18 protein-coding genes and 1 pseudogene are annotated in these 18,320 nt (G+C 66.1%); 8 read left to right on the forward strand and 11 right to left on the reverse strand.

Annotated features, from left to right (window positions below):
* Positions 1-131 precede the first annotated feature (131 nt).
* Complete coding sequence (locus FBQ73_RS06255; RefSeq protein WP_246089592.1) at positions 132-1,238, forward strand: alpha/beta hydrolase; 1,107 nt, start codon at positions 132-134, stop codon at positions 1,236-1,238.
* A gap of 435 nt (positions 1,239-1,673) precedes the next feature.
* The gene (gene zigA, locus FBQ73_RS06260) at positions 1,674-2,888 is read left to right on the forward strand and encodes a zinc metallochaperone GTPase ZigA (RefSeq protein WP_138398622.1); all 1,215 of its coding nucleotides are present in this window, start codon (positions 1,674-1,676) and stop codon (positions 2,886-2,888) included.
* A gap of 458 nt (positions 2,889-3,346) precedes the next feature.
* Here zigA and FBQ73_RS23080 read toward each other — a convergent pair.
* A pseudogene (locus FBQ73_RS23080) lies at positions 3,347-3,463 on the reverse strand (ribonucleotide-diphosphate reductase subunit beta); the annotation flags it as partial.
* 100 nt (positions 3,464-3,563) lie between these two features.
* Between FBQ73_RS23080 and FBQ73_RS06275 the strand changes: the two are divergent.
* Positions 3,564-3,824 carry a cysteine-rich CWC family protein gene (locus tag FBQ73_RS06275; RefSeq protein ID WP_210236678.1) on the forward strand — a complete coding sequence of 87 codons (261 nt, stop codon included), beginning with the start codon at positions 3,564-3,566 and terminating at the stop codon, positions 3,822-3,824.
* Between the two features lie 246 nt (positions 3,825-4,070).
* Here the strand turns inward: FBQ73_RS06275 and FBQ73_RS06280 are convergent, their stop codons facing one another.
* The 3 genes from FBQ73_RS06280 to FBQ73_RS06290 form a co-directional block, all read right to left on the reverse strand.
* Entirely contained in the window at positions 4,071-6,242 is a 2,172-nt protein-coding gene (locus FBQ73_RS06280) for a malate synthase G (RefSeq protein ID WP_138398623.1), read from the reverse strand.
* A 168-nt stretch (positions 6,243-6,410) separates the two neighbouring features.
* On the reverse strand, positions 6,411-7,556 hold the full coding sequence (locus FBQ73_RS06285) for a hypothetical protein (RefSeq protein ID WP_138398624.1): 1,146 nt from the start codon (positions 7,554-7,556) through the stop codon (positions 6,411-6,413).
* A gap of 548 nt (positions 7,557-8,104) precedes the next feature.
* On the reverse strand, positions 8,105-8,962 hold the full coding sequence (locus tag FBQ73_RS06290) for a LysR family transcriptional regulator (protein ID WP_138398625.1): 858 nt from the start codon (positions 8,960-8,962) through the stop codon (positions 8,105-8,107).
* A 96-nt stretch (positions 8,963-9,058) separates the two neighbouring features.
* Between FBQ73_RS06290 and FBQ73_RS06295 the strand changes: the two genes are divergently transcribed.
* Positions 9,059-9,436: a tautomerase family protein gene (locus FBQ73_RS06295; protein ID WP_138398626.1), complete on the forward strand. Its 378-nt coding sequence runs from the start codon at positions 9,059-9,061 to the stop codon at positions 9,434-9,436.
* Positions 9,437-9,539: 103 nt separating this feature from the next.
* Here FBQ73_RS06295 and FBQ73_RS06300 read toward each other — a convergent pair whose 3' ends face one another.
* Together FBQ73_RS06300 and FBQ73_RS06305 are read right to left on the reverse strand one after the other, a co-directional pair.
* Entirely contained in the window at positions 9,540-10,346 is an 807-nt protein-coding gene (locus FBQ73_RS06300) for an SDR family NAD(P)-dependent oxidoreductase (RefSeq protein WP_138398627.1), read from the reverse strand.
* Positions 10,347-10,383: 37 nt separating this feature from the next.
* Positions 10,384-11,094, reverse strand: coding sequence for a glutathione S-transferase family protein (locus FBQ73_RS06305; protein WP_138398628.1), 711 nt, complete (start codon positions 11,092-11,094; stop codon positions 10,384-10,386).
* Between the two features lie 168 nt (positions 11,095-11,262).
* Here FBQ73_RS06305 and FBQ73_RS06310 point away from each other — a divergent pair, with 168 nt between their 5' ends.
* From FBQ73_RS06310 to FBQ73_RS06320, 3 genes are all read left to right on the forward strand, one after another.
* Positions 11,263-11,976 (forward strand): glutathione binding-like protein, encoded by a 714-nt coding sequence (locus FBQ73_RS06310; protein WP_138398629.1) that lies wholly within the window; start codon positions 11,263-11,265, stop codon positions 11,974-11,976.
* Between the two features lie 120 nt (positions 11,977-12,096).
* Entirely contained in the window at positions 12,097-12,687 is a 591-nt protein-coding gene (locus FBQ73_RS06315; protein ID WP_138398630.1) for a TetR/AcrR family transcriptional regulator, read from the forward strand.
* 53 nt (positions 12,688-12,740) lie between these two features.
* Positions 12,741-13,493 (forward strand): haloacid dehalogenase type II, encoded by a 753-nt coding sequence (locus FBQ73_RS06320; RefSeq protein ID WP_138398631.1) that lies wholly within the window; start codon positions 12,741-12,743, stop codon positions 13,491-13,493.
* Positions 13,494-13,496: 3 nt separating this feature from the next.
* On the opposite strand, the gene FBQ73_RS06325 is transcribed toward FBQ73_RS06320, so the two are convergent.
* The 5 genes from FBQ73_RS06325 to FBQ73_RS06345 form a co-directional block, all read right to left on the reverse strand.
* Complete coding sequence (locus FBQ73_RS06325; protein ID WP_138398632.1) at positions 13,497-14,333, reverse strand: anti-sigma factor family protein; 837 nt, start codon at positions 14,331-14,333, stop codon at positions 13,497-13,499.
* Positions 14,330-15,004: a sigma-70 family RNA polymerase sigma factor gene (locus FBQ73_RS06330; RefSeq protein WP_246089593.1), complete on the reverse strand. Its 675-nt coding sequence runs from the start codon at positions 15,002-15,004 to the stop codon at positions 14,330-14,332. Before FBQ73_RS06330 ends, FBQ73_RS06325 begins: the two co-directional genes overlap by 4 nt.
* Positions 15,005-15,173: 169 nt before the next feature.
* The gene (locus tag FBQ73_RS06335) at positions 15,174-15,518 is read right to left on the reverse strand and encodes a cupredoxin domain-containing protein (protein WP_138399015.1); all 345 of its coding nucleotides are present in this window, start codon (positions 15,516-15,518) and stop codon (positions 15,174-15,176) included.
* Positions 15,519-15,587: 69 nt separating this feature from the next.
* Positions 15,588-16,544: a metallophosphoesterase family protein gene (locus FBQ73_RS06340; RefSeq protein ID WP_138398633.1), complete on the reverse strand. Its 957-nt coding sequence runs from the start codon at positions 16,542-16,544 to the stop codon at positions 15,588-15,590.
* Positions 16,545-16,695: 151 nt separating this feature from the next.
* Positions 16,696-17,322, reverse strand: a complete 627-nt coding sequence (locus FBQ73_RS06345; protein WP_138398634.1) for an FMN-dependent NADH-azoreductase — start codon at positions 17,320-17,322, stop codon at positions 16,696-16,698.
* Positions 17,323-17,417: 95 nt separating this feature from the next.
* Between FBQ73_RS06345 and FBQ73_RS06350 the strand changes: the two genes are divergently transcribed.
* The gene (locus tag FBQ73_RS06350) at positions 17,418-18,317 is read left to right on the forward strand and encodes a LysR family transcriptional regulator (protein ID WP_138398635.1); all 900 of its coding nucleotides are present in this window, start codon (positions 17,418-17,420) and stop codon (positions 18,315-18,317) included.
* Positions 18,318-18,320: the final 3 nt, after the last annotated feature.

Raw genomic sequence — 18,320 nt, forward strand, 5'->3', positions numbered from 1 at the left:
TTCTCATCCCTTACAAGGAACGCGGGGCCTTGAAGGCTGGCGGGACTTTAGGATCGAAGGTGGCAGCATTGGACGGCGCTGAAGGGTCAAAGCGACGGGCATCGGCATGGGCGCGCCTGCTGGCGCCGCTGATGATGTTGGCGCTCGCCGGCTGTGCGCGTCCCGAGGGCTTGCTGGTGCCGGTGGCAGTGGATGTCCCCCCCGCCGGCAAGGTCGATATGCTGGTGGCCACGACCCGAGCACCAAGCGATGCGGAAGGCGTCCTCTTCACCGGCGAGCGGGGCGATGGCCTCGCCTTCACCAACATCGTGGTTTCCATCCCGCCCAACCGGGAGGTCGGCTCGATCCAATGGCCAAGCCGGGTGCCAGCGGACCCGACACGGGAATTCGCGGTGACGCGGGTGAACCCGATCCCCAACAATCAGGTCGTCTCCTGGTACAAGCAGCAGCCACGGACCAAGCACAGGGTGCTCATCTTCGTCCACGGCTTCAACACCCGCTTTGATGCGTCGGTGTTCCGCTTTGCCCAGTTCATCCATGACACCAGCGCCGATTACATGCCGGTGCTGTTCACCTGGCCGTCCCGCGGGCGGATCACTGATTATCTTTACGACCGGGAAAGCGCCAATTTCTCGCGCTCGGACCTCGCCTATGTGCTCGCGTCCGCGGTCAAGAGCCCGCAGGTGGACGAGGTGGTGGTGCTGGCCCATTCCATGGGCGCCTGGCTCGCCATGGAGTCGCTGCGCCAGCTTGCCCTGAGCGAAGGGCGGGTGCCGGCCAAGATCACCAATGTGGTGCTTGCCTCCCCCGACCTCGACATCGACGTGTTCGAGCGGCAGGTGCAGGACCTGGGCCCGAAACGGCCACACCTCACCCTCTTCGTCTCCCGCAACGACCAGGCCCTGGGGGTGTCGCGCCTGCTTTCGGGACAGGTGACGCGAGTGGGCGCGGTGGACCTCACCAATCCCGCCTACAGCGCCCGCCTCGAACAGGCGACGGGCATTGTGGTGCTGGATCTCACCGCCTTGCAGGGCGGCGACGCGCTCAACCACAGCAAGTTCGCGACCCAGCCAGACATGGTGCGCCTGCTCGGCGACAGGCTGATGGCCGGCCAGAGCATCTCGGACGATGTGACGCCCGGCTCAACTGCCGTCCAGGCCGTGGGCGGGGCGGTGGGCACGGTGGTCGCCGCGCCATTCCAACTGCCAATCCAGGTGTTCGCCGGCGGGCGCAACTGACGTCCGGACGCAGCGGGCGCTCGTGACACTATCGTTCTGACGAAACAGGTGTGGGTTCGGCAGTCCACGCTGGCCTGCGCTCAGATCGACCAGTGAGTAGGCCGATCCAATCGCGGCAACCAGCCTTGGCCGTCGGTGGGCTTCGCGCCTCGGCCGGGTTGATCAAGGCCGGTCACTCTGCAGCTTCGAGAACGCGTGTTCCGATCAGGACTCGGCGCCCCATCTGATCGGCTGACGATCCGGCCGTCATGGGCTTCGCCGGACGAGAACGAACCTTCCGTCCCGCAGCATCGCCCTGCCTTCACGGCATGAGCCGCCGCCCGCCCCCTTTCCACTGAACGCCCCATCAGATTTCCGGTGCACGGCCAAAGCGGGGTGTTGGCTGGGGCCCGCAATGTCGTTATTGATATAATATATCTTTTATTGGAGAGCTTCATGCGCGAGGCCCGATTGCCCGTTACCGTCCTGTCCGGCTTCCTCGGATCGGGAAAGACGACGCTGCTCAACCACATCCTCGCCAATCGCGAGGGCCTCAAGGTCGCGGTCATCGTCAACGACATGAGCGAGGTGAACATTGATGCCGAGCTGATCCGCTCCGGCGGCGCCGACCTCTCCCACACCGAGGAGAAGCTGGTGGAGATGACCAACGGCTGCATCTGCTGCACCCTGCGCGACGATCTCCTCACCGAGGTGCGCCGCCTCGCCGCCGATGGCCGCTTCGATTATCTGCTCATTGAATCCACCGGCATCGCCGAGCCGCTGCCGGTGGCCGCCACCTTCGACTTCCGCGATGAGGCCGGCGCCTCGCTCTCCGACGTGTCCCGGCTCGACACCATGGTGACCGTGGTGGACGCCGCCCATCTGCTCAAGGACTACGGCTCGCAGGACTTCCTGCGCGACAGGGGCGAGACGGCGGGGGAGGACGACAACCGCACCCTGGTGGACCTCCTGACCGACCAGATCGAGTTCGCCGACGTGATCGTGCTCAACAAGATTTCCGGCATCGATGCCGAGCAACTGAAAATCGTGCGCGGCGTGGTGAAATCGCTCAATCCCGATGCTCGCCTCATCGAGACCGATTATTCGCGGGTGGCGCTCCGCGAAGTGCTCGGCACCGGCCTCTTCGATTTCGAGAAGGCAAGCACCCACCCGGTCTGGTTCAAGGAGCTGAACGGCTTCAAGGACCACGTGCCGGAGACGCAGGAATATGGCGTTTCAAGCTTCGTCTACCGCGCCCGCCGGCCGTTCCATCCGGAGCGGTTCCAGGCCTTCCTGGCACAGACATGGCCAGGCCTGGTCCGTGCCAAGGGCCTGTTCTGGCTGGCGACCCGGCCGAACCGCGTGGGCGAGATGAGTCTTGCCGGGGCCATATGCCAGACCGGCACCGCCGGCCGCTGGTGGGCCAGCGTGCCCAAGGAGCACTGGCCGACCCAGCAGGACTGGCGCGCCTGGCTCCGCTCCCATTGGACCCCGGGCTATGGCGACCGGCGGCAGGAGCTGGTCTTCATCGGCATGGGGCTGGACGAAGCAGCCATGCGCGCCGCCCTCGACGCCTGCCTCGTCGGCCCGGCCAACCCCAAGCGCTTCAATGCCAGCGCGCTGAAGCACCTGCCGGACCCCTTCCCGAGCTGGGACGCAACGCCGGCCTGAGGGCGCGCGCCGGTCGGATTTTGTATTTCTGACTGGCGGCACCCCGCCTTGCCCCACGGCCGGCGGGCGGACCCGCAGGTCCCGTCGGGCCGCCGGGACCTTCAAGCCCTGGCGGGCCGATTGGACCTGTAGGACCGGGAGTACCGGGAGCGCCAGGAGTACCGGGTGCGCCAGGCGCACCGACCCACTGGGTAGCCTGCCGCCCCTTTGGAAGATCGCCAGCGTCAAGACCAAGATAGCTTGGCATCAGGTCGCCACGATCCCTCTGCAAGAGCGTACGCTCGCGCGGAAGATTGACGGCTTTGGTTGGGATATACTCTCCCGCTGTTTCAGTACTGTTGACAGAACCAGAGCAGAAATAGACCCGAATGCCGACCATGACAGTGAAATCATCGGACGATACGATGCAGTCGGCCTAATTATAGGGGTAATCCCCTAATTATAAGGGGATTATCCTCTTCGGGATTGGTGAGGTGGCGGTAGATCGCGAGCACGATGTTTTTCTCCGCCAGGCTCTTGAAGGCGGCGAAGAAACCGAGTTTGCGCTTCACCATTCGCCACTCATCCTCGATCATAGAAGGAGCGCGACATGAGGAGCCGCACGTTGACCCTGGTTTCCGCCCTCGCGGTGACGCGCTAAACGTATCCTTCCGTTACTCTGCTTGAGGCGAAGAGGTGTCTGTTGTCATCCCGGCCCGCCGGCTTCGCTGCGAAAGATGCGGCGCTGAATTCACCTGCGGATCGGCAGCGTCTGCCCCCGCTCCTCGGTGCTGGTGCCAGGATCTGCCTCCGCTGAAGGTCAAGCTACCGGAAGGCGATTGCCTTTGCCCTGATTGCTTGCGCCATGAGATCCAACGCCATGAGATCCAACGCCATGAGAGCAAGCATGATGAGAGCCAGGATCAGCGGCCTCTGCAAAATCGCCGCCAGTCCTGACCACGCGCCCGAGCGGCGACCTGCCGTTACGCAGTAGCTCCCTCGATCAATCGCGTGCGTCCCGGGCCGAGCAGGCCGACCGCATGGACATTCCGCGCGCAAGAAAGCGCAGGACGCCTTCAGCATCCTTGTCCCGCACAGGAAGGCGCTGTGCGATGCCGGTGCGAGGAATTCTTCCGCCATGTAGACCTCCCGCCCCGGAGCGCGACGGTGCCGCCGCGCTCCGGTTCTGGTCTGGAGGCCTCGTCAGGCCGCGGCGATCTGCGCCTTCAGTTCCAGCCGGCGCTGGTGGAGCAGCGGCTCGGTGTAGCCGCTCGGCTGCTCGCGGCCCTTGAAGACGAGGTCGCAGGCGGCCTGGAAGGCGATGGAGCTGAAGTCCGGCGCCATGGGCTGGTAGAGCGGGTCGCCGGCATTCTGCCGGTCCACCACCACCGCCATGCGCTTCAGCGTCTCCAGCACCTGCGCCTCGCTGCACACGCCGTGGCGCAGCCAGTTGGCGATGTGCTGGGACGAGATGCGCAGCGTGGCGCGGTCCTCCATCAGCCCCACATCATGGATGTCCGGCACCTTGGAGCAGCCGACGCCCTGGTCCACCCAGCGCACCACATAGCCGAGGATGCCCTGGGCGTTGTTGTCCAGCTCCTGCTGGATGTCCTCGGGCGTCCAGTTCGGCCGCACCGCCACCGGGATGGTCAGGAGATCGTCCAGCTTGGCCTTCGGGCGGCTGCGCAGCGCGGCCTGCACCTGATGCACGTTCACCTTGTGATAGTGGGTGGCGTGCAGGGTGGCGGCGGTGGGAGACGGCACCCAGGCGGTGTTGGCGCCGGCCTTGGGGTGGGCGATCTTCTGCTCCAGCATGGCGGCCATCAGGTCCGGCATGGCCCACATGCCCTTGCCGATCTGGGCATGGCCGGCGAGGCCGCACTCCAGGCCGATGTCCACGTTGCGGGCCTCGTAGGCGCTGATCCAGGCGGCCTGCTTCATGTCGCCCTTGCGGACCATGGGGCCGGCTTCCATGGAGGTGTGGATCTCGTCGCCGGTGCGGTCGAGGAAGCCGGTGTTGATGAAGGCGACCCGGCTGGATGCGGCGCGGATGCTCTCCTTCAGGTTCACCGTGGTGCGGCGCTCCTCGTCCATGATGCCCATCTTGATGGTGTCGGGGGGCAGGCCCAGCAGATCCTCGACGCGGTCGAAGATCTCCACCGCGAACGCTACCTCGTCCGGCCCGTGCATCTTGGGCTTGACCACATACATGGAGCCGGCGCGGCTGTTTGCGCGGCGGCCGCCGGGGCCGATGTCGCGCAGGGCGATGAGCGCGGTGACGGCGGCATCCATGATGCCCTCGGGGATTTCCGCGCCGTCCTTCAGCAGGATGGCCGGATTGGTCATGAGGTGCCCCACGTTGCGCACCAGCATGAGCGAGCGGCCCGGCAGCACCAGCGTGCAGCCGTCCGGCGCGGTGTAGGTGCGATCGGGGTTGAGGCTGCGAGTGAAGATGCGCCCGCCCTTGGCGATCTCCTCCTTGAGGTCGCCGCTCATCAGGCCGAGCCAGTTGCGGTAGACGGCGACCTTGTCCTCGGCATCCACGGCAGCGACGGAATCCTCGCAATCCTGGATGGTGGTCAGCGCCGCTTCCAGCACGAGGTCGGAGATGCCGGCGGCATCGTCCTTGCCGATGACGCTGGTGCGGTCCACCACGATCTCCACATGGAGGCCGTTCTTCTTCAGGAGCACGGCGGACGGCGCGGACGCCTCGCCGCGATAGCCGGCGAACTGTGCCGGGTCCGCAAGGCCGGTGGCGCCGACCACGAGGGCGCCGTCCTTGACCGACAGCGGGCCGGCATCAGCCCAGGAGGCGGCCTTGAGGGGCGCGCTTTCGTCGAGGAAGGCGCGGCCCCAGGCGATGACCTTGGCGCCGCGGACGGGATTATAGCCCTTGCCCTTCTCGGCACCGTCGCTCTCCGGAATGGCGTCGGTGCCGTAGAGCGCGTCATAGAGCGAGCCCCAGCGCGCATTGGCGGCATTCAGCGCGTAGCGCGCGTTCATCACCGGCACCACCAGCTGCGGGCCGGCCACTTCCGCGATCTCGGGGTCGACGTTGGCCGTGGTCACGCTGAAGGCGGGGCCTTCGGGCACCAGATAGCCGATCTGCGTCAGGAACGCCTTGTAGGCCTCCAGATCGAGGGGGGCGCCATTGTCGCGATACCACTGGTCGAGGGTCTTCTGCAGCTCCTCGCGCCGCGCCAGGAGTTCGCGGTTGCGCGGCGCCAGGTCGTGGGCGATGGCGGAGAGGCCCTCCCAGTAGACGTCCGCATCGATGCCGCTGCCGGGCAATGCCTCGGTTTCAATGAAGTCGTGCAGAGTACGCGCGATTTGCAGCCCGGCGCGTTCCACCCGGGCCTCGGTCCCACTTGCCATGGTCACTCCGTGTCGTCCTTTTCCAAGGCGAGGCGCCTCTTGAAGAGTGCTGGTCCGTCTGAGACGCCAGCAGCCTCGCCCCCCTATCCTACGCCGTAACGGCATTGCCCCGGATATCGATCTTGGGCAACACACCTTCGCAGTCCGATGAAAGGTGCGATGGTCCGCCTACTCGTAGAGATAGCCCACGGGCTTGCCGGTCACCCGTTCGCTGCGCAGGTCCGCGCGGGTGATGATCTGGCCTGCCAAGGCGTCGATCTCGTCGCGCTGGGTGGGTGTCCACATCTTGAGGTCCTCGATGCCCCTGAGCAGGCCGAGACGGAGGATCTGGGTGTCTTCACCCACGTCCGTGAGCGTGATGGCACCCTTGCCGGCGGTCACCGTGTCGCCGGTGGCCAGCTCCAGCGGCTTGCCGGAGCCATCCGTGAAGAGGGCGGTGCCGCGGATGATGCGGTAGACCACCACTTCGCCCTTCGCCAGCCCCTCGGCGTCGGCCTTGGCGGTGGACTTCGGCAGGATGGATCCGCCGCGCGGGTCGGTGGCGATGATGTGCCCGGTCACCAGATTTCCGCTGGGCGCCTCGATGCCGAGATCGCGCACATGGACCGGCATGGGTGAGGCCACCGACCCGAGCGCATCCGCGGGATAGGCACGGAACAGGGCTTCAAGCTCCAGCGGGTCCTGGACCCAGAAGCCGGCGCCGGCCGGCCGGTTGTGCAGCGGATGCTTCCAGGCCGTGCGGGGGGTCTCATCTTCCTTGATGTGTTCGGAGCCGACCACGGTCGGATTGGGGAAGGTGGTCGGATCGGTGATGAAGGCCTCGAGGAACTTGCCCGAATAGCCCATACAGGTGGGATCGGGCACCACCGTCTGCGGCGTCCTCAGGTTCTCTTCCGTCGACATGCCGGACCAAGTGTAGAACAGCTGGCGGTGGACGATGGCACTTTGCAGCATCACCGCGCCGGGGCCGACATAATGGAGCTTCCCGTCATAGTCGAAGGTGAACATGCCCGACGTGACCAGGACCAGCTGGAATCCGCCCGGAGGAAGATGAAGGTGGAAATCCGTCGGCCCGGTGTCTTCCCGATAGATGGGAAGATTGGTCGCCACTTCCTGAAGCAGGAAGGCGTCGTTGTTGGCGTGGAGGCCTTCCAGCGCGCGATGATACAGCGCCTGCGGCCGGTAGATGGGATCGTAGCTGATGTCCTTGTAGCGATCGACCGCGACGAAGGCCGCACGATTGAGGCTGAGGCGATTGCCATCCGGCCGCGTGAGCCCCGGCCACTTGAAGTCGACCATGGACTGCATCCCCATAGCACTCTCCCAGGTAAGATGCGGATAGAAGGTTAAATGGTGCAATAGACATATTCGAGCAGGCGCAAAGTCCGTCAATCGAATATTGTGTCTGCGACCGTTCCGGGCAATGCATCCTTCGCTTGACGTGCCATCACCCGGGCTTTTTTGGTCATTATTTGGTCCCCTGCATATATTTTGGAGGGCTATTGCCGAAGTTGAAGGCACACGCTCTACAGGAGACTTTCGAAGCCGTGAGCGCGGGCGCAGGATGTCCCTGCGCCACGCGGTTGATCGTCCAGACAGGCGCAGGCGCCGTGCTCGACACCGGCGGCGACACAACCGCGATCGTGCTCCGTGTTCAGCTTGAGTCGATGCTCTCACGCTCGAGAAGCGCGGCGTCTTCGGACTCCGGCCCCGACACAGACCGTTCGGACCGCCGTGGAGTGAGTGCTTGCCGGCAGTTGCGCCTTCAGTGCTGTCGCGCAATGGATGGCAATCGGGGGCTTACACCGGCGCGATCAATCCGGCGAGATGCACATGGTTGGCTCTGCGCAATCTGAAGGCTGCTAGCCCCGCACTGCGCTCCTGAAGGCAGCCGAAAGCGCGGCGAGCGCATCGCGCGGTCGGCCCTCCTTGACTCTCGTGTGAAGCAGCACCGGCAAACGCGGCAGGTCCGGAAGGCTCAACCTGTGGCCGACATCGACAGCGCCGAAAGGCAGCATGCGCGGTGCCAATGCCGCAACGCCGAGCCCGGCCATGACTGCGGCCACGACGGCGGCGACGCCCCCGCCGACGAAAATCTCCGTCCACGGCACGCCTGCCGCATCGAGGAGTTGCCCCGCCATTGCCCGCACGCCGCAGGGCTCGGCCATCGTGGCGAGCGGCAGGGGCTCGCCCGCGCGGTGCTGCCAGCCGGATGAAGCGAACCAGCCGAACTTTTCCTCCGTCAGCATGTCCCCGTCGCTCCGCCCTGCATGCAAGCGGACGATCACCGTGTCGAGTTCGCGGCGATCGAAGCTTTGAAGCAGATCGCCTGATGATCCGATTCGGATTTCGATCAACAGCTGCGGGTCTTGCGCGTTCATACGCGCGATCAAGGCGGGAAGCTCAGGCCCCGCCACGTGGTCGCTGATGCCGATGGTGAGGCGCTGCCGGGGTTCGCCGAATATGGCGAGCGCGCGATCATGCACTTCCAGGAGTTCGCGGGCATGTTCCAGGAAGGCATCGCCCCGCGCGGAAAGCTGCACATAACGGGGCGTCCGCTCGACGAGGCGGCAGCCCACCCGCTCTTCAAGCCGCTTCAGCTTCAGGCTGATCGCAGCCTGCGTCGTCCGCATTGCTTCGGCCGCGCGGGTGAAGTTGCCCAGCTCGGCGATGCAGATGAAAGCCCGGACGGCATCCAGGTCGAGGGGGCGCTCAGTCATTTTGGTTTGTTATCATTGATATGAATATTCATAGCATATCAAAATGATGTCGCGGCGTCTAACCTTGAACCGGATCATGGGAGCAAGGGACAAGCGATGCCGCTCATTCACATTTCCATGCGTGCCGGAAAGCCCGAAGCCTACCGGCAGGCCATTTTTGACAGCCTTTACCGCGCGCTGCGCGAGACGCTGAACGTGCCCGACGACGACCAGTTCATGACCATCAGCGAGCATGACGCCGCAAATTTCCGCTACGGTGCTGCCTTCGGTGTCACGAGGAGCGAGGATCTCGTCTACATCGGGATCACCGTTTTCAACACCCGCACAGCAGAGCAGAAAAAGGCGCTGTTCAAACGCATCGCGGAGCTGCTCGGCGACGCTCCGGGAATCCGGCCGGAAGATGTGTTTGTAGTCATCTCCGATGCCGCGAAGGAGAATTGGTCCGTTGGCCACGGTCTCCAGCAGTTTGCCTGAGACAATCGCACAATCATGCAAGGCAAACTGACGGCTGCTCTTGACGCGCATCCATCCAGGGACCCACGGAAGGGGGCCGGATGCAAATCGCAGCCTCCGCCCGCTATAGCGCCGAGTGGTCGCGCACCGCCTCGGCCAGCGCCGGCTTCAGATCGGCGAAGCGCCGGTCGAGGGCGATGGGATCGGAGCGATTGAGAGCGATCATCTGTGCCCGCGCCTCGCCGCCCCGCACCACCTCGAACCCATCCCCTTCGATGGCGGCAATGACGGCGTCCGCAACGGCCTCCGCCGGCTCCTTGGTGAAGCCCACCTCGGCGCCGGCCCGGCTGGTGCGCATCATCGGGGTGTCCGTCGCACCGGGATAGATGGTCAGCACCCGCACGCCTTCGCCCACCAGTTCCCGCCGCAGCGCTTCGTCGAAGCGCGCGAGGCCCGCCTTGGTGGCGGCATAGGTGGCGTAGAATGGCACGCCGATGAGGGCGATGGCCGAGGTGACGTCGGCGATCAGCCCGTCTCCGCTTGCCCGGAGCGCCGGCAGGGCCGCGCGGGTGAGGAGGATGGGGGCGATAAGGTCCACCTCCAGCATGGCACGGATTTCGGCTTCGCTCGTATCCTCCAGGCGGCCGGCACGCACGCCGCCCGCATTGTTGACAAGGATATCGAGCCCACCCAGGTAGACCAGCGCGCCGTCGAGGGTGGCCTTCCGCCCTGCCGTCTCGGTCACATCCGCACAGATGCCGTGGACGTCGCCGCCCTGGGCCTTAAGGCCCGCGACGGCTGCGTCGATGGCATCCTGCCTGCGGCCGCTGATCACCACCCGCGCGCCCTTCTCAAGAAGAGCGGCGGTGATGGCGCGGCCGATGCCGCTTGAGCCCCCGGTCACGAGGACTCGCTTTCCTTCGATCTTCATGGCTTCCTCCTTGAAGAGACCACCAGCGCCGGCCGTCTCATTCCGCGGCCGCGGGCGGATAGTTGGAGGGGAACAGGGCGCGCCGGCTTTCCTCGTCACCGGAGGCCTTGAAGCTATGGTCCTTGCCCACCGCGCGGGCCCGCGCCACCGCCTCGCGGCCGTCGATCTGCGCGAACCAGCGCTTCAGGTTGGGGAAACCGGACAGCGGGTCGCTCTCCACCTTCAGCACCCGCGCGGCGCGATCGAGCCAGCCCCACGCCGACATGTCCGCGATGGTGTAGGTCTCGCCGACGATGAAGCTGCGGGTCGCGAGGTGGTCGTCGAGCACCTTGTAGTGCCGCTCCACCTCCCGCCGGTAGCGGTTCACTGCATAGTCGAGGCCTTGCGGCGCCGCATGCTGGAAATGCACCGCCTGCCCCGAGAACGGCCCGAGCCCGCTGGCCAGGAAGAGCAACCAGGACAAAAGCTCCGGCCGGTCCTCAGGCGCGCCGAGGAACCGGCCCGTCTTCTCTGCGAGATAGAGCAGGATGGCGGTGGAATCGAACACCCGCGCCTCCCGGCCGCCGGGGCCCTCGGTGTCGATGATGGCCGGCACCTTGCCGTTGGGATTGATGGCGCGGAACGCCGGCATGTGCTGTTCGCCCTTGGCCGTGTCGACGGGCACCACCTCGTAGGGCAGGCCCGTCTCCTCAAGGAACAGCGCGACTTTGGCGGGGTTGGGCGTGGGATGGAAGTAGAAGCGGATCAAGGGATCACCTGTGCCAGGGCGGTCCAAACCGCTGGGCTGGACCGCATTTGCATTTTAGATCGACTGATATAGAATGCACGCCGACGCAGGGATCGCAAGATCCCATCTGCGATTTTTGCGCGGCGCGAGCGGTTGCGCGTTGCGTTCAGCCCATCAATGAGGCGGAACATGATCGATCTGTATTATTGGCCGACCCCCAACGGCCACAAGATCACACTCTTTCTGGAAGAAGCGGGGCTCGATTACAAAATCATCCCCGTGGATATCAGTGCCGGAGACCAGTTCAAGCCGGACTTTCTTGCGATTGCGCCCAACAACCGCATGCCGGCCATCGTCGATCATGCCCCCGCCGACAACGGCGCTCCGATCTCGGTGTTCGAATCCGGCGCCATCCTGCTCTATCTCGCCGAGAAGACCGGGCGCTTCCTCCCCGCCGACCTGCGCGGCCGCACGGCCGTCAGCCAATGGCTGTTCTGGCAGATGGGCGGGCTTGGCCCCATGGCCGGGCAAAACCACCACTTCAGCCAGTATGCGCCGGAGAAGATCCCCTACGCCATCGAGCGCTACGTGAAGGAAACGAACCGGCTCTACGGCGTGCTCGACCGTCGGCTGGCGGCGAACGCCGAAACCGGCGCGGCATATGTGGCGGGCGCGGACTATTCCATCGCCGACATGGCCATCTATCCCTGGATCGTACCCCACCAGCGCCAGAGCCAGGACCTCGCCGATTTCCCCCATCTCAAGCGCTGGTTCGAGGCGGTGGCCGCGCGGCCGGCGACCATCGCCGCCTATGCCAGGGGCGAGCCCTATTCCAGCCGCCCGGCAGTGACCGAGGAAGGCAAGAAGATCCTCTTCGGCCAGACCGCGCGCCGCGCCGGGTGACGACGAGGCGGGCGGGCGCTAGAGCGTTTTCGAGCGAAGTGGATACCGGTTCGCGTGAAGAAAACGCGTTAACACTCTAGCCTTGCCCGCATCCCCCAACGAAGAAAGACCACGCAAGACATGGCACGGCCAAGGGCGTTCGACGAAAACGAGGTTCTGGATGCGGCGATCCGCTGCTTCTGGATGCACGGCTACGAGGCCACCTCCGTGCGCGACCTCGCGTCCAGCATGGGGTTGACCGGCGCCAGCCTCTACAACGCCTTCGGCGACAAGCACGCGCTCTATGAACGTGCGCTCAAGCGCTATGTGGACGAGAGCGTGGCCGACCGCATCCGCCGGCTGGAGGACCCGGTCATCGCCCCTCGCGCGGCCATCGGCGCCTTCTTCGACGAGATCGTGGAACGCTCGCTGAACGACCCTGACATGAAGGGCTGCATGGTGGTCAACGCCGCCGTGGAGCTTGGTCCCCACGACCCCGAGCTGCGGGCCGCCGCAGGCCGCACCCTCGGCGAGATCGAGGCGTTCTTCCGCCGTCGCGTGGCGGCGGGCCAGAAGGTCGGCGCCATCAGCGCCGACCAGACCGCAGAGGACCTCGCGCACATGTTGCTGGGCGTGCTGCTCGGCATCCGCGTCCTGGCCCGCATCCGCCCCGAACGGGCGCTGCTGGAAGGTGTGCTGCGTCCCGCCCTTGCCGCGCTGGAACCGCGCTGATCCGGGCGGTCCAGAGCAGCGGTGCATTTCATCGATCCGGAGAGAAAGCGCCCATGATCAAGGCCTTCGTGTTTGACGCCTACGGCACCCTCTACGACGTGCAGTCCGTCGCCGAGGTGACCGAACGGGCCTTTCCCGGCCACGGCGAAATCGTCACCCAGATCTGGCGGATGAAGCAGCTGGAATACAGCTGGCTGCGTTCGCTCATGAACGACTACCGCGACTTCTGGACGGTGACGCGGGAGGCGCTGACCTACACCCTCGGCGTTCTCGGCCTCACGCCCACCGCCAACCTGTTCGACGATATCGCCGAGGCCTATAATCGCCTCACACCCTATCCGGACGCCGTGCCGGCGCTCGTCGGCCTGTCCGGCGTGCGCCGCGCCATCCTGTCCAACGGCAGCCCGCAGATGCTCGAGACGTTGGTGGGCGGCTCCCCCCTGCGCGACCTGATCGGGACCACCATCAGCGTGGACGAAAAGCGCGCGTTCAAGCCCGATCCGCGGGCCTACGAGTTGGTGGAGGAGCGGCTCGGGGTGAAGCCGCACGAGGTGGTGTTCGTCTCCTCGAACGGGTTCGATATCGCCGGCGCCAAGCGTTTCGGCTTCCGCGTCGCACGTATTGAGCGGGTGCCCCAGGCTGCGCTCGCCCGGGAAATCGATGATGAGAGGAACAACGTTGCCGGAGCGCTGCGGCCAGCGACGCTCTTCAAGGCTTTGCGTACCCAGGAGGAAGCACTCGGTTACGCGCCCGATTTCGTGATCTCCTCCCTCGCCGACCTGTCGCGCATCGCCGTCGCGGCCTGAGACCTATTTCGGCAGCGCCTCCAGAAAATCCTCCTGGAATTCCTTCAGTTCCACCGTGTTGAGGTCGGAAATGGCCCAATAGGTCAGGCCGGCCTCGGACCAGTTGAGGAGGGTGTAGCCCTCATGGGCGCGCGCCTTGAACGTGGAGGCCACACGCGCGTCCGAACCGGCGGGCCAGACGAAGACATTAATGACATGTCCGTTGCGGCGATAGACAAGGGCCGCCACCACCCGCCCGCCGATATAATCGAGCCGCCCGCCCGCCAGCGGGAAGCCGCGCGCAGCGAGGTCCACCACCGGGGGCGAGAAATCGATTCTGCCGCCGAACCAGGGCTTCACCGTGTGCTGGTTCGAGCTTGCCACGTCGGTGAGATGCTCCGCCAGCAGGGAGCGCACATGGCCGGCAACCAGGTCCTGCTCCAGCGACGGCCCGCCCCGCGGCGGCAGCACCACGAGCAGCAGCGCCGCCGCGAGCACCGCCAGCGAGGGAACGATGCTCCAGCGCTGGAGCGCGGGCCGCAGGGTGCGCAGCCGGCCCAGGAGCCCCGTGACCCCCGCGGGCCGGTCCAAGGGCGGGACTGCCGACGCGCTACGCTCCCGTGCGAGGGCAGCGATCACGCTGTCGCGCAAGGCCGGCGGCGCGCGCCAGCGCACGTCATCAAGGGTGACGAGCTGGCGGACCCGCGCCATGCGGTCGAGGGCGCCCGCACATGCGGGGCAACCGGCGATGTGGCGTTCCACGTCCATAACATGGGCGGCATCCAGCTCGCCATCGAGGTAGCCGTTCAGCAGTTCCTCCCATGCGGTGCAGGGCCCGGCTTCTGGAATAGGCGTGCTCATGGGGTCGCCTCCCCGTCTGGCGTGGTGCGCGACCAGAGGTCCGCGAACAGCCGGCGCGCACGGGACAGGCGCGACATCACCGTGCCCACCGGCACCCCCGCTACCTCCGCGATCTCGCGGTAGGACAACTCATCCAGCTCGCGCAGCACCAGCACCTCGCGCAGTGGCTCGGGAAGGTGTTCCAGCAGCGCACGCACGGCTTCCGCCTCGGTGCGGCGCAGGAGAAGGCTCTCGGGCGTATCACCGTCAACAAGGAGACTGGCCGCATCGTCCGGCGTCTCTCCTTCGCCATGCGGCAGCGGGGCGGACTGCGGCGCTCGCCGACGCTTGAGACGCCATGTTGCATGGCAATTGCGCACGATGGCGAGCAGCCACGCCCGCGGGCTCAGGCCCCGGAAATCGGCGAAACTGCGATAGGCGCGCAGGACCGCGTCCTGCACGATGTCCTGCGCCGCGTCCGGATCCCGGCTTAAATAACGCGCCAGATTATAGGCCGCATCGAGGTGCGGCAGGATCAGCGCATCGAACCGCGCCGCCCCGGCTGCATCGAGCCCGCGATCGGCGGCAGGCGCTGCAGCAGCCTGCCCGTGGCGTGCCCCACGCTCCGCCATGGAATGCATATGCGCGGACCGGATGCGCGCGACGGGCACCAGCGCGGCGAGGCCGAGCACAAAAGCCCGCCATCCACCCGACCGAGCGAAAAGCGCGCCCGTCCCTGCCGCAGCCCCGGCGGGATACCACGGCGCGTATCCCGAGCCTGTTGCCAACATCGACCTGCCCCGTTCCCAAGCTCTATCGCAGCGGAACCCCATGTTCCGCTGCGAGTCTTATTCGTTGAAATCAGCCGGCAGGTTTCACCACCACCTTGCCAGTCATGTGGGGATGCAGCGAACAGAAATACGTGAAGTCTCCGGCCGTATTGAAGGTGAAGGAGTACTTGCCTTCGGTATCGAGAACCTTGGACCGGAAGGCCTGCTTCTTGTCGACGATCGTGTGAGGAATGTCGTCATTGTTCACCCAGGTGACGGTGGTACCGGGCGCAACCGTCACCTCGGCGGGGTTGAAGGTGAAATTGTCGATTGAGACTGTCACCTCCTCACCCGCGGCGACCGGCCGTGCCGCAAGGGCGAGGGCGAGCGCGAGGAGGGTTGCGGCGAAGAGGGCCGTGGCGGGATTGGACCGCAAAGCAGGAAGCTGCGTGATGGGCTGGCGCACGAGAAAACTCCTTTCAGAATGGCGGGAAGGCGCGCCCGCTCAGCCTTCGAGCGGCTGGTCGATAATGGCGAGGGGCTGGGAGCCACGGACGAAGTTCACCGTGGCGATACCCAGGCTCTTGCGCAGTTCCGCCGCCGGCAGCTTCAGCGGGCCGGGTGACGGCGCGCTGCCCGGCGCCGGCTGGGGGAAGGCCGTGGAACGGGCAGTGTGGAAGGTCACGTTGCCCTCCACCTTCTGCATCACCTGATGGATGTGGCCGTTCAGCACCGTCACCGAGCCGAAGCGCTTGAGATAGGCCAGCGCCTGCAGCCCGTCCGACGTGCCCCAGCCCCATTCGGGATAGACGGTCCAGAGCGGGATGTGGGCGAACACCACGATGGGGGTGGAGGACGGCAGGCCCGCCACGTCGCTCTCCAGCCATTCAAGCTGCTCGGTGCCCAGATTGCCGAGGCCGCCGGCCTTCAGCTCCACCACGTTCACGAGGGCGATGAAGTGCACCCCGTCATGGTCGTAGCTGTACCAGCCGGCGCCCTTCGAGCCCTTGCCGTAGCGGTCCAGATAGGCCTTGCCCTGCCCGTCATCGAGCAGGTCATGCTCGCCCGGCACGTAGAAGACCGGAAGGCCCGCTTCCTTGACGATCTGGTCGGCGTCGTCGAATTCCTTTTCCCGCGACAGGTGGCTGATGTCGCCGGTGTGGATCATGAATGCCGGCTTCTCCTTCAGCGTCCTGATGCGCGCCACCGCCTCGCGCAGCGTCGAAAGGGCATCCGGGTTGGCCGGCTTGTCGAAGCCCACGTGGCTGTCGCTGATCTGGAGGAAGGTGAAGGCCTTGGCCGGCTCCGCCGCCAAGGCGGAGCCAAGGCCGAGGCCGCTCGGCAGGCCGCCGGACAGGGACCACAGGATGCCGGTGCCTGCCCAGGTCATGCATTCCAGGAAGCCGCGGCGGTGGATGCCGTCCGCATCGGCGGCGGGCGTGGAGGTGTCGGATTTGGTCATGGGTCTCTCCGGGTGGGCCGGACACGTCCGGCGCGGGAGAGCGGCGCCCCGAGGGAGCGGCCGCTTCAGCTGGCGTGGGCGGACCCACACCAGCCAAGACCACAGCGCGCTCCGTTTTATTCGCGCACCCGGCGATTTTTCTCCGGAAACTTCAGGCGGCGAGGGACGGCAGGCTTTCGATGGCTTTCAGCGCCGCATCGAGCGCGGCCGCAACTGCGCCTTCCTCGCCATTGGTGCCTTCCACGCCCACCACCTCGATGTCGCGAAAGCCGATGAAGCCAAGCACATGGGCGATATAGGGCTTCGCGTAGTCGAAGGAGGCCAGCGCCCCGCCCGGCTCGTAGCTCCCCGCGCCATAGGCGAGCGCCACATAGGCCGCCTTGCCGGTGACGAGGCCGCGGAAGGTGACGCCGTCATAGGCTACGGTGCGGCGGATGCGAACCACGTGGTCGATCCACGCCTTCAACGCCGAAGGCAGCCCGAAATTATACATGGGCGCGGTGATGAGCAGGGCATCCGCAGCCTCCACCTCGCCGATGAGCCGGTCGGAGAGCGAGGTGGCGGCCCGCATCGCGTCGGTGATTTGATCCGCCGGGGTGAAGAAGCCGGCGATGGTGGTGGCGTCGATGTGTGGAATGGGATCAACCGCGAGGTCCCGCCGCACCACCACCCCGCCCGGGGTATTCGCGCGCCAGCGTGCCTCCAGCGCGTCGCCAAGGTGCCGCGACCGCGAACCCTCGACGCGTGTGCTGGAATCGATCCGAAGCAAAGTCTTCATGCCAAGATACCTCCAAAAGCAGAGGCAAGATGGCGCGTGCTCACCGCGGTGAAAAATGGGGACTGCGACAGTACAATCGTGCATAACCTGCACGAATGGATACCGCTCAGCTGCGCATTTTCGTCCATGTGGCGAGACGGGGCAGCTTCGCCGCTGCCGCCCGCGACCTCGACATGGACGCCTCCGCCGTCTCCCGTGCTGTGGCGGCGCTGGAAGCGGAGCTTGACGCCCGGCTGATGCACCGGACCACGCGCACCATGTCGCTCACCGAAGCGGGGCTGGCCTATCTCGCCCGAGTGGAGCCCATCCTCGACGAGCTCGACCGTGCCCGCGACGAGGTGGCGTCCGCCCGCGCCGAGCCGGTGGGCACGCTCAGGCTCACCGCTTCCGTCGCCTTCGGCGAAGCCTGTCTGATGCCGCTGCTGCCGGAGATGCGCATGCGCTTTCCCCGCCTCAAGCTCGATCTGATCCTCACCGACGCGAACCTCGACCTTGCCGCCGAGCGCATCGACATGGCGCTCAGGCTGGCGCCGGATGTGCGGGCGGACGTGATCGGCGTGAAGCTGTTCGCCACCCGATACCGGGTGGTGGCGAGCCCCGATTATTGCATGCGGGAGGGCACCCCGAGCACGCCGCAGGAAGTGGAAAAGCATCCCGCCATCGTGTTCGGCCTGCCGGACTTCCGCCTGCGCTGGCTGTTTCGCCGCGACGGCCGGGTGGAGGAGGTGCCGGTGCGCGGCGATATCGCCATATCGAGCGGCCTCGCCATCCGCCACGCGGCCCACGACGGCCTCGGGCTGGCGCTGCTGCCGGACTGGCTGGTGGGGCCAGACCTTGCGGCCGGCAGGCTCATCGACCTCTTTCCCGACCACGACATCACCGCCACCTCGTTCGACACCGCAGCGTGGCTCATCTATGCGAGCCGGCGCTATACTCCAAAGAAGGTTCGGCTCATGACAAAGTTCCTGCGCGAGCGCCTCGGCAGGCCCGGCTGAGCC

Origin of the sequence: Xanthobacter autotrophicus (genome assembly GCF_005871085.1) — a bacterium.
In the GTDB taxonomy this organism is placed as follows: Bacteria; Pseudomonadota; Alphaproteobacteria; order Rhizobiales; family Xanthobacteraceae; genus Xanthobacter; species Xanthobacter autotrophicus.

What these genes read in the sequence shown, in the direction of transcription:
- FBQ73_RS06285 (WP_138398624.1), bottom strand. Translation starts at nt 7,556, where the DNA reads ATGGGGATGCAGTCCATGGTCGACTTCAAGTGGCCGGGGCTCACGCGG.
- FBQ73_RS06290 (WP_138398625.1), bottom strand. Translation starts at nt 8,962, where the DNA reads ATGACTGAGCGCCCCCTCGACCTGGATGCCGTCCGGGCTTTCATCTGC.
- FBQ73_RS06280 (WP_138398623.1), bottom strand. Translation starts at nt 6,242, where the DNA reads ATGGCAAGTGGGACCGAGGCCCGGGTGGAACGCGCCGGGCTGCAAATC.
- FBQ73_RS06310 (WP_138398629.1), top strand. Translation starts at nt 11,263, where the DNA reads ATGATCGATCTGTATTATTGGCCGACCCCCAACGGCCACAAGATCACA.
- FBQ73_RS06300 (WP_138398627.1), bottom strand. Translation starts at nt 10,346, where the DNA reads ATGAAGATCGAAGGAAAGCGAGTCCTCGTGACCGGGGGCTCAAGCGGC.
- FBQ73_RS06350 (WP_138398635.1), top strand. Translation starts at nt 17,418, where the DNA reads ATGGATACCGCTCAGCTGCGCATTTTCGTCCATGTGGCGAGACGGGGC.
- FBQ73_RS06325 (WP_138398632.1), bottom strand. Translation starts at nt 14,333, where the DNA reads ATGAGCACGCCTATTCCAGAAGCCGGGCCCTGCACCGCATGGGAGGAA.
- FBQ73_RS06255 (WP_246089592.1), top strand. Translation starts at nt 132, where the DNA reads ATGATGTTGGCGCTCGCCGGCTGTGCGCGTCCCGAGGGCTTGCTGGTG.
- FBQ73_RS06320 (WP_138398631.1), top strand. Translation starts at nt 12,741, where the DNA reads ATGATCAAGGCCTTCGTGTTTGACGCCTACGGCACCCTCTACGACGTG.
- zigA (WP_138398622.1), top strand. Translation starts at nt 1,674, where the DNA reads ATGCGCGAGGCCCGATTGCCCGTTACCGTCCTGTCCGGCTTCCTCGGA.
- FBQ73_RS06345 (WP_138398634.1), bottom strand. Translation starts at nt 17,322, where the DNA reads ATGAAGACTTTGCTTCGGATCGATTCCAGCACACGCGTCGAGGGTTCG.
- FBQ73_RS06340 (WP_138398633.1), bottom strand. Translation starts at nt 16,544, where the DNA reads ATGACCAAATCCGACACCTCCACGCCCGCCGCCGATGCGGACGGCATC.
- FBQ73_RS06295 (WP_138398626.1), top strand. Translation starts at nt 9,059, where the DNA reads ATGCCGCTCATTCACATTTCCATGCGTGCCGGAAAGCCCGAAGCCTAC.
- FBQ73_RS06315 (WP_138398630.1), top strand. Translation starts at nt 12,097, where the DNA reads ATGGCACGGCCAAGGGCGTTCGACGAAAACGAGGTTCTGGATGCGGCG.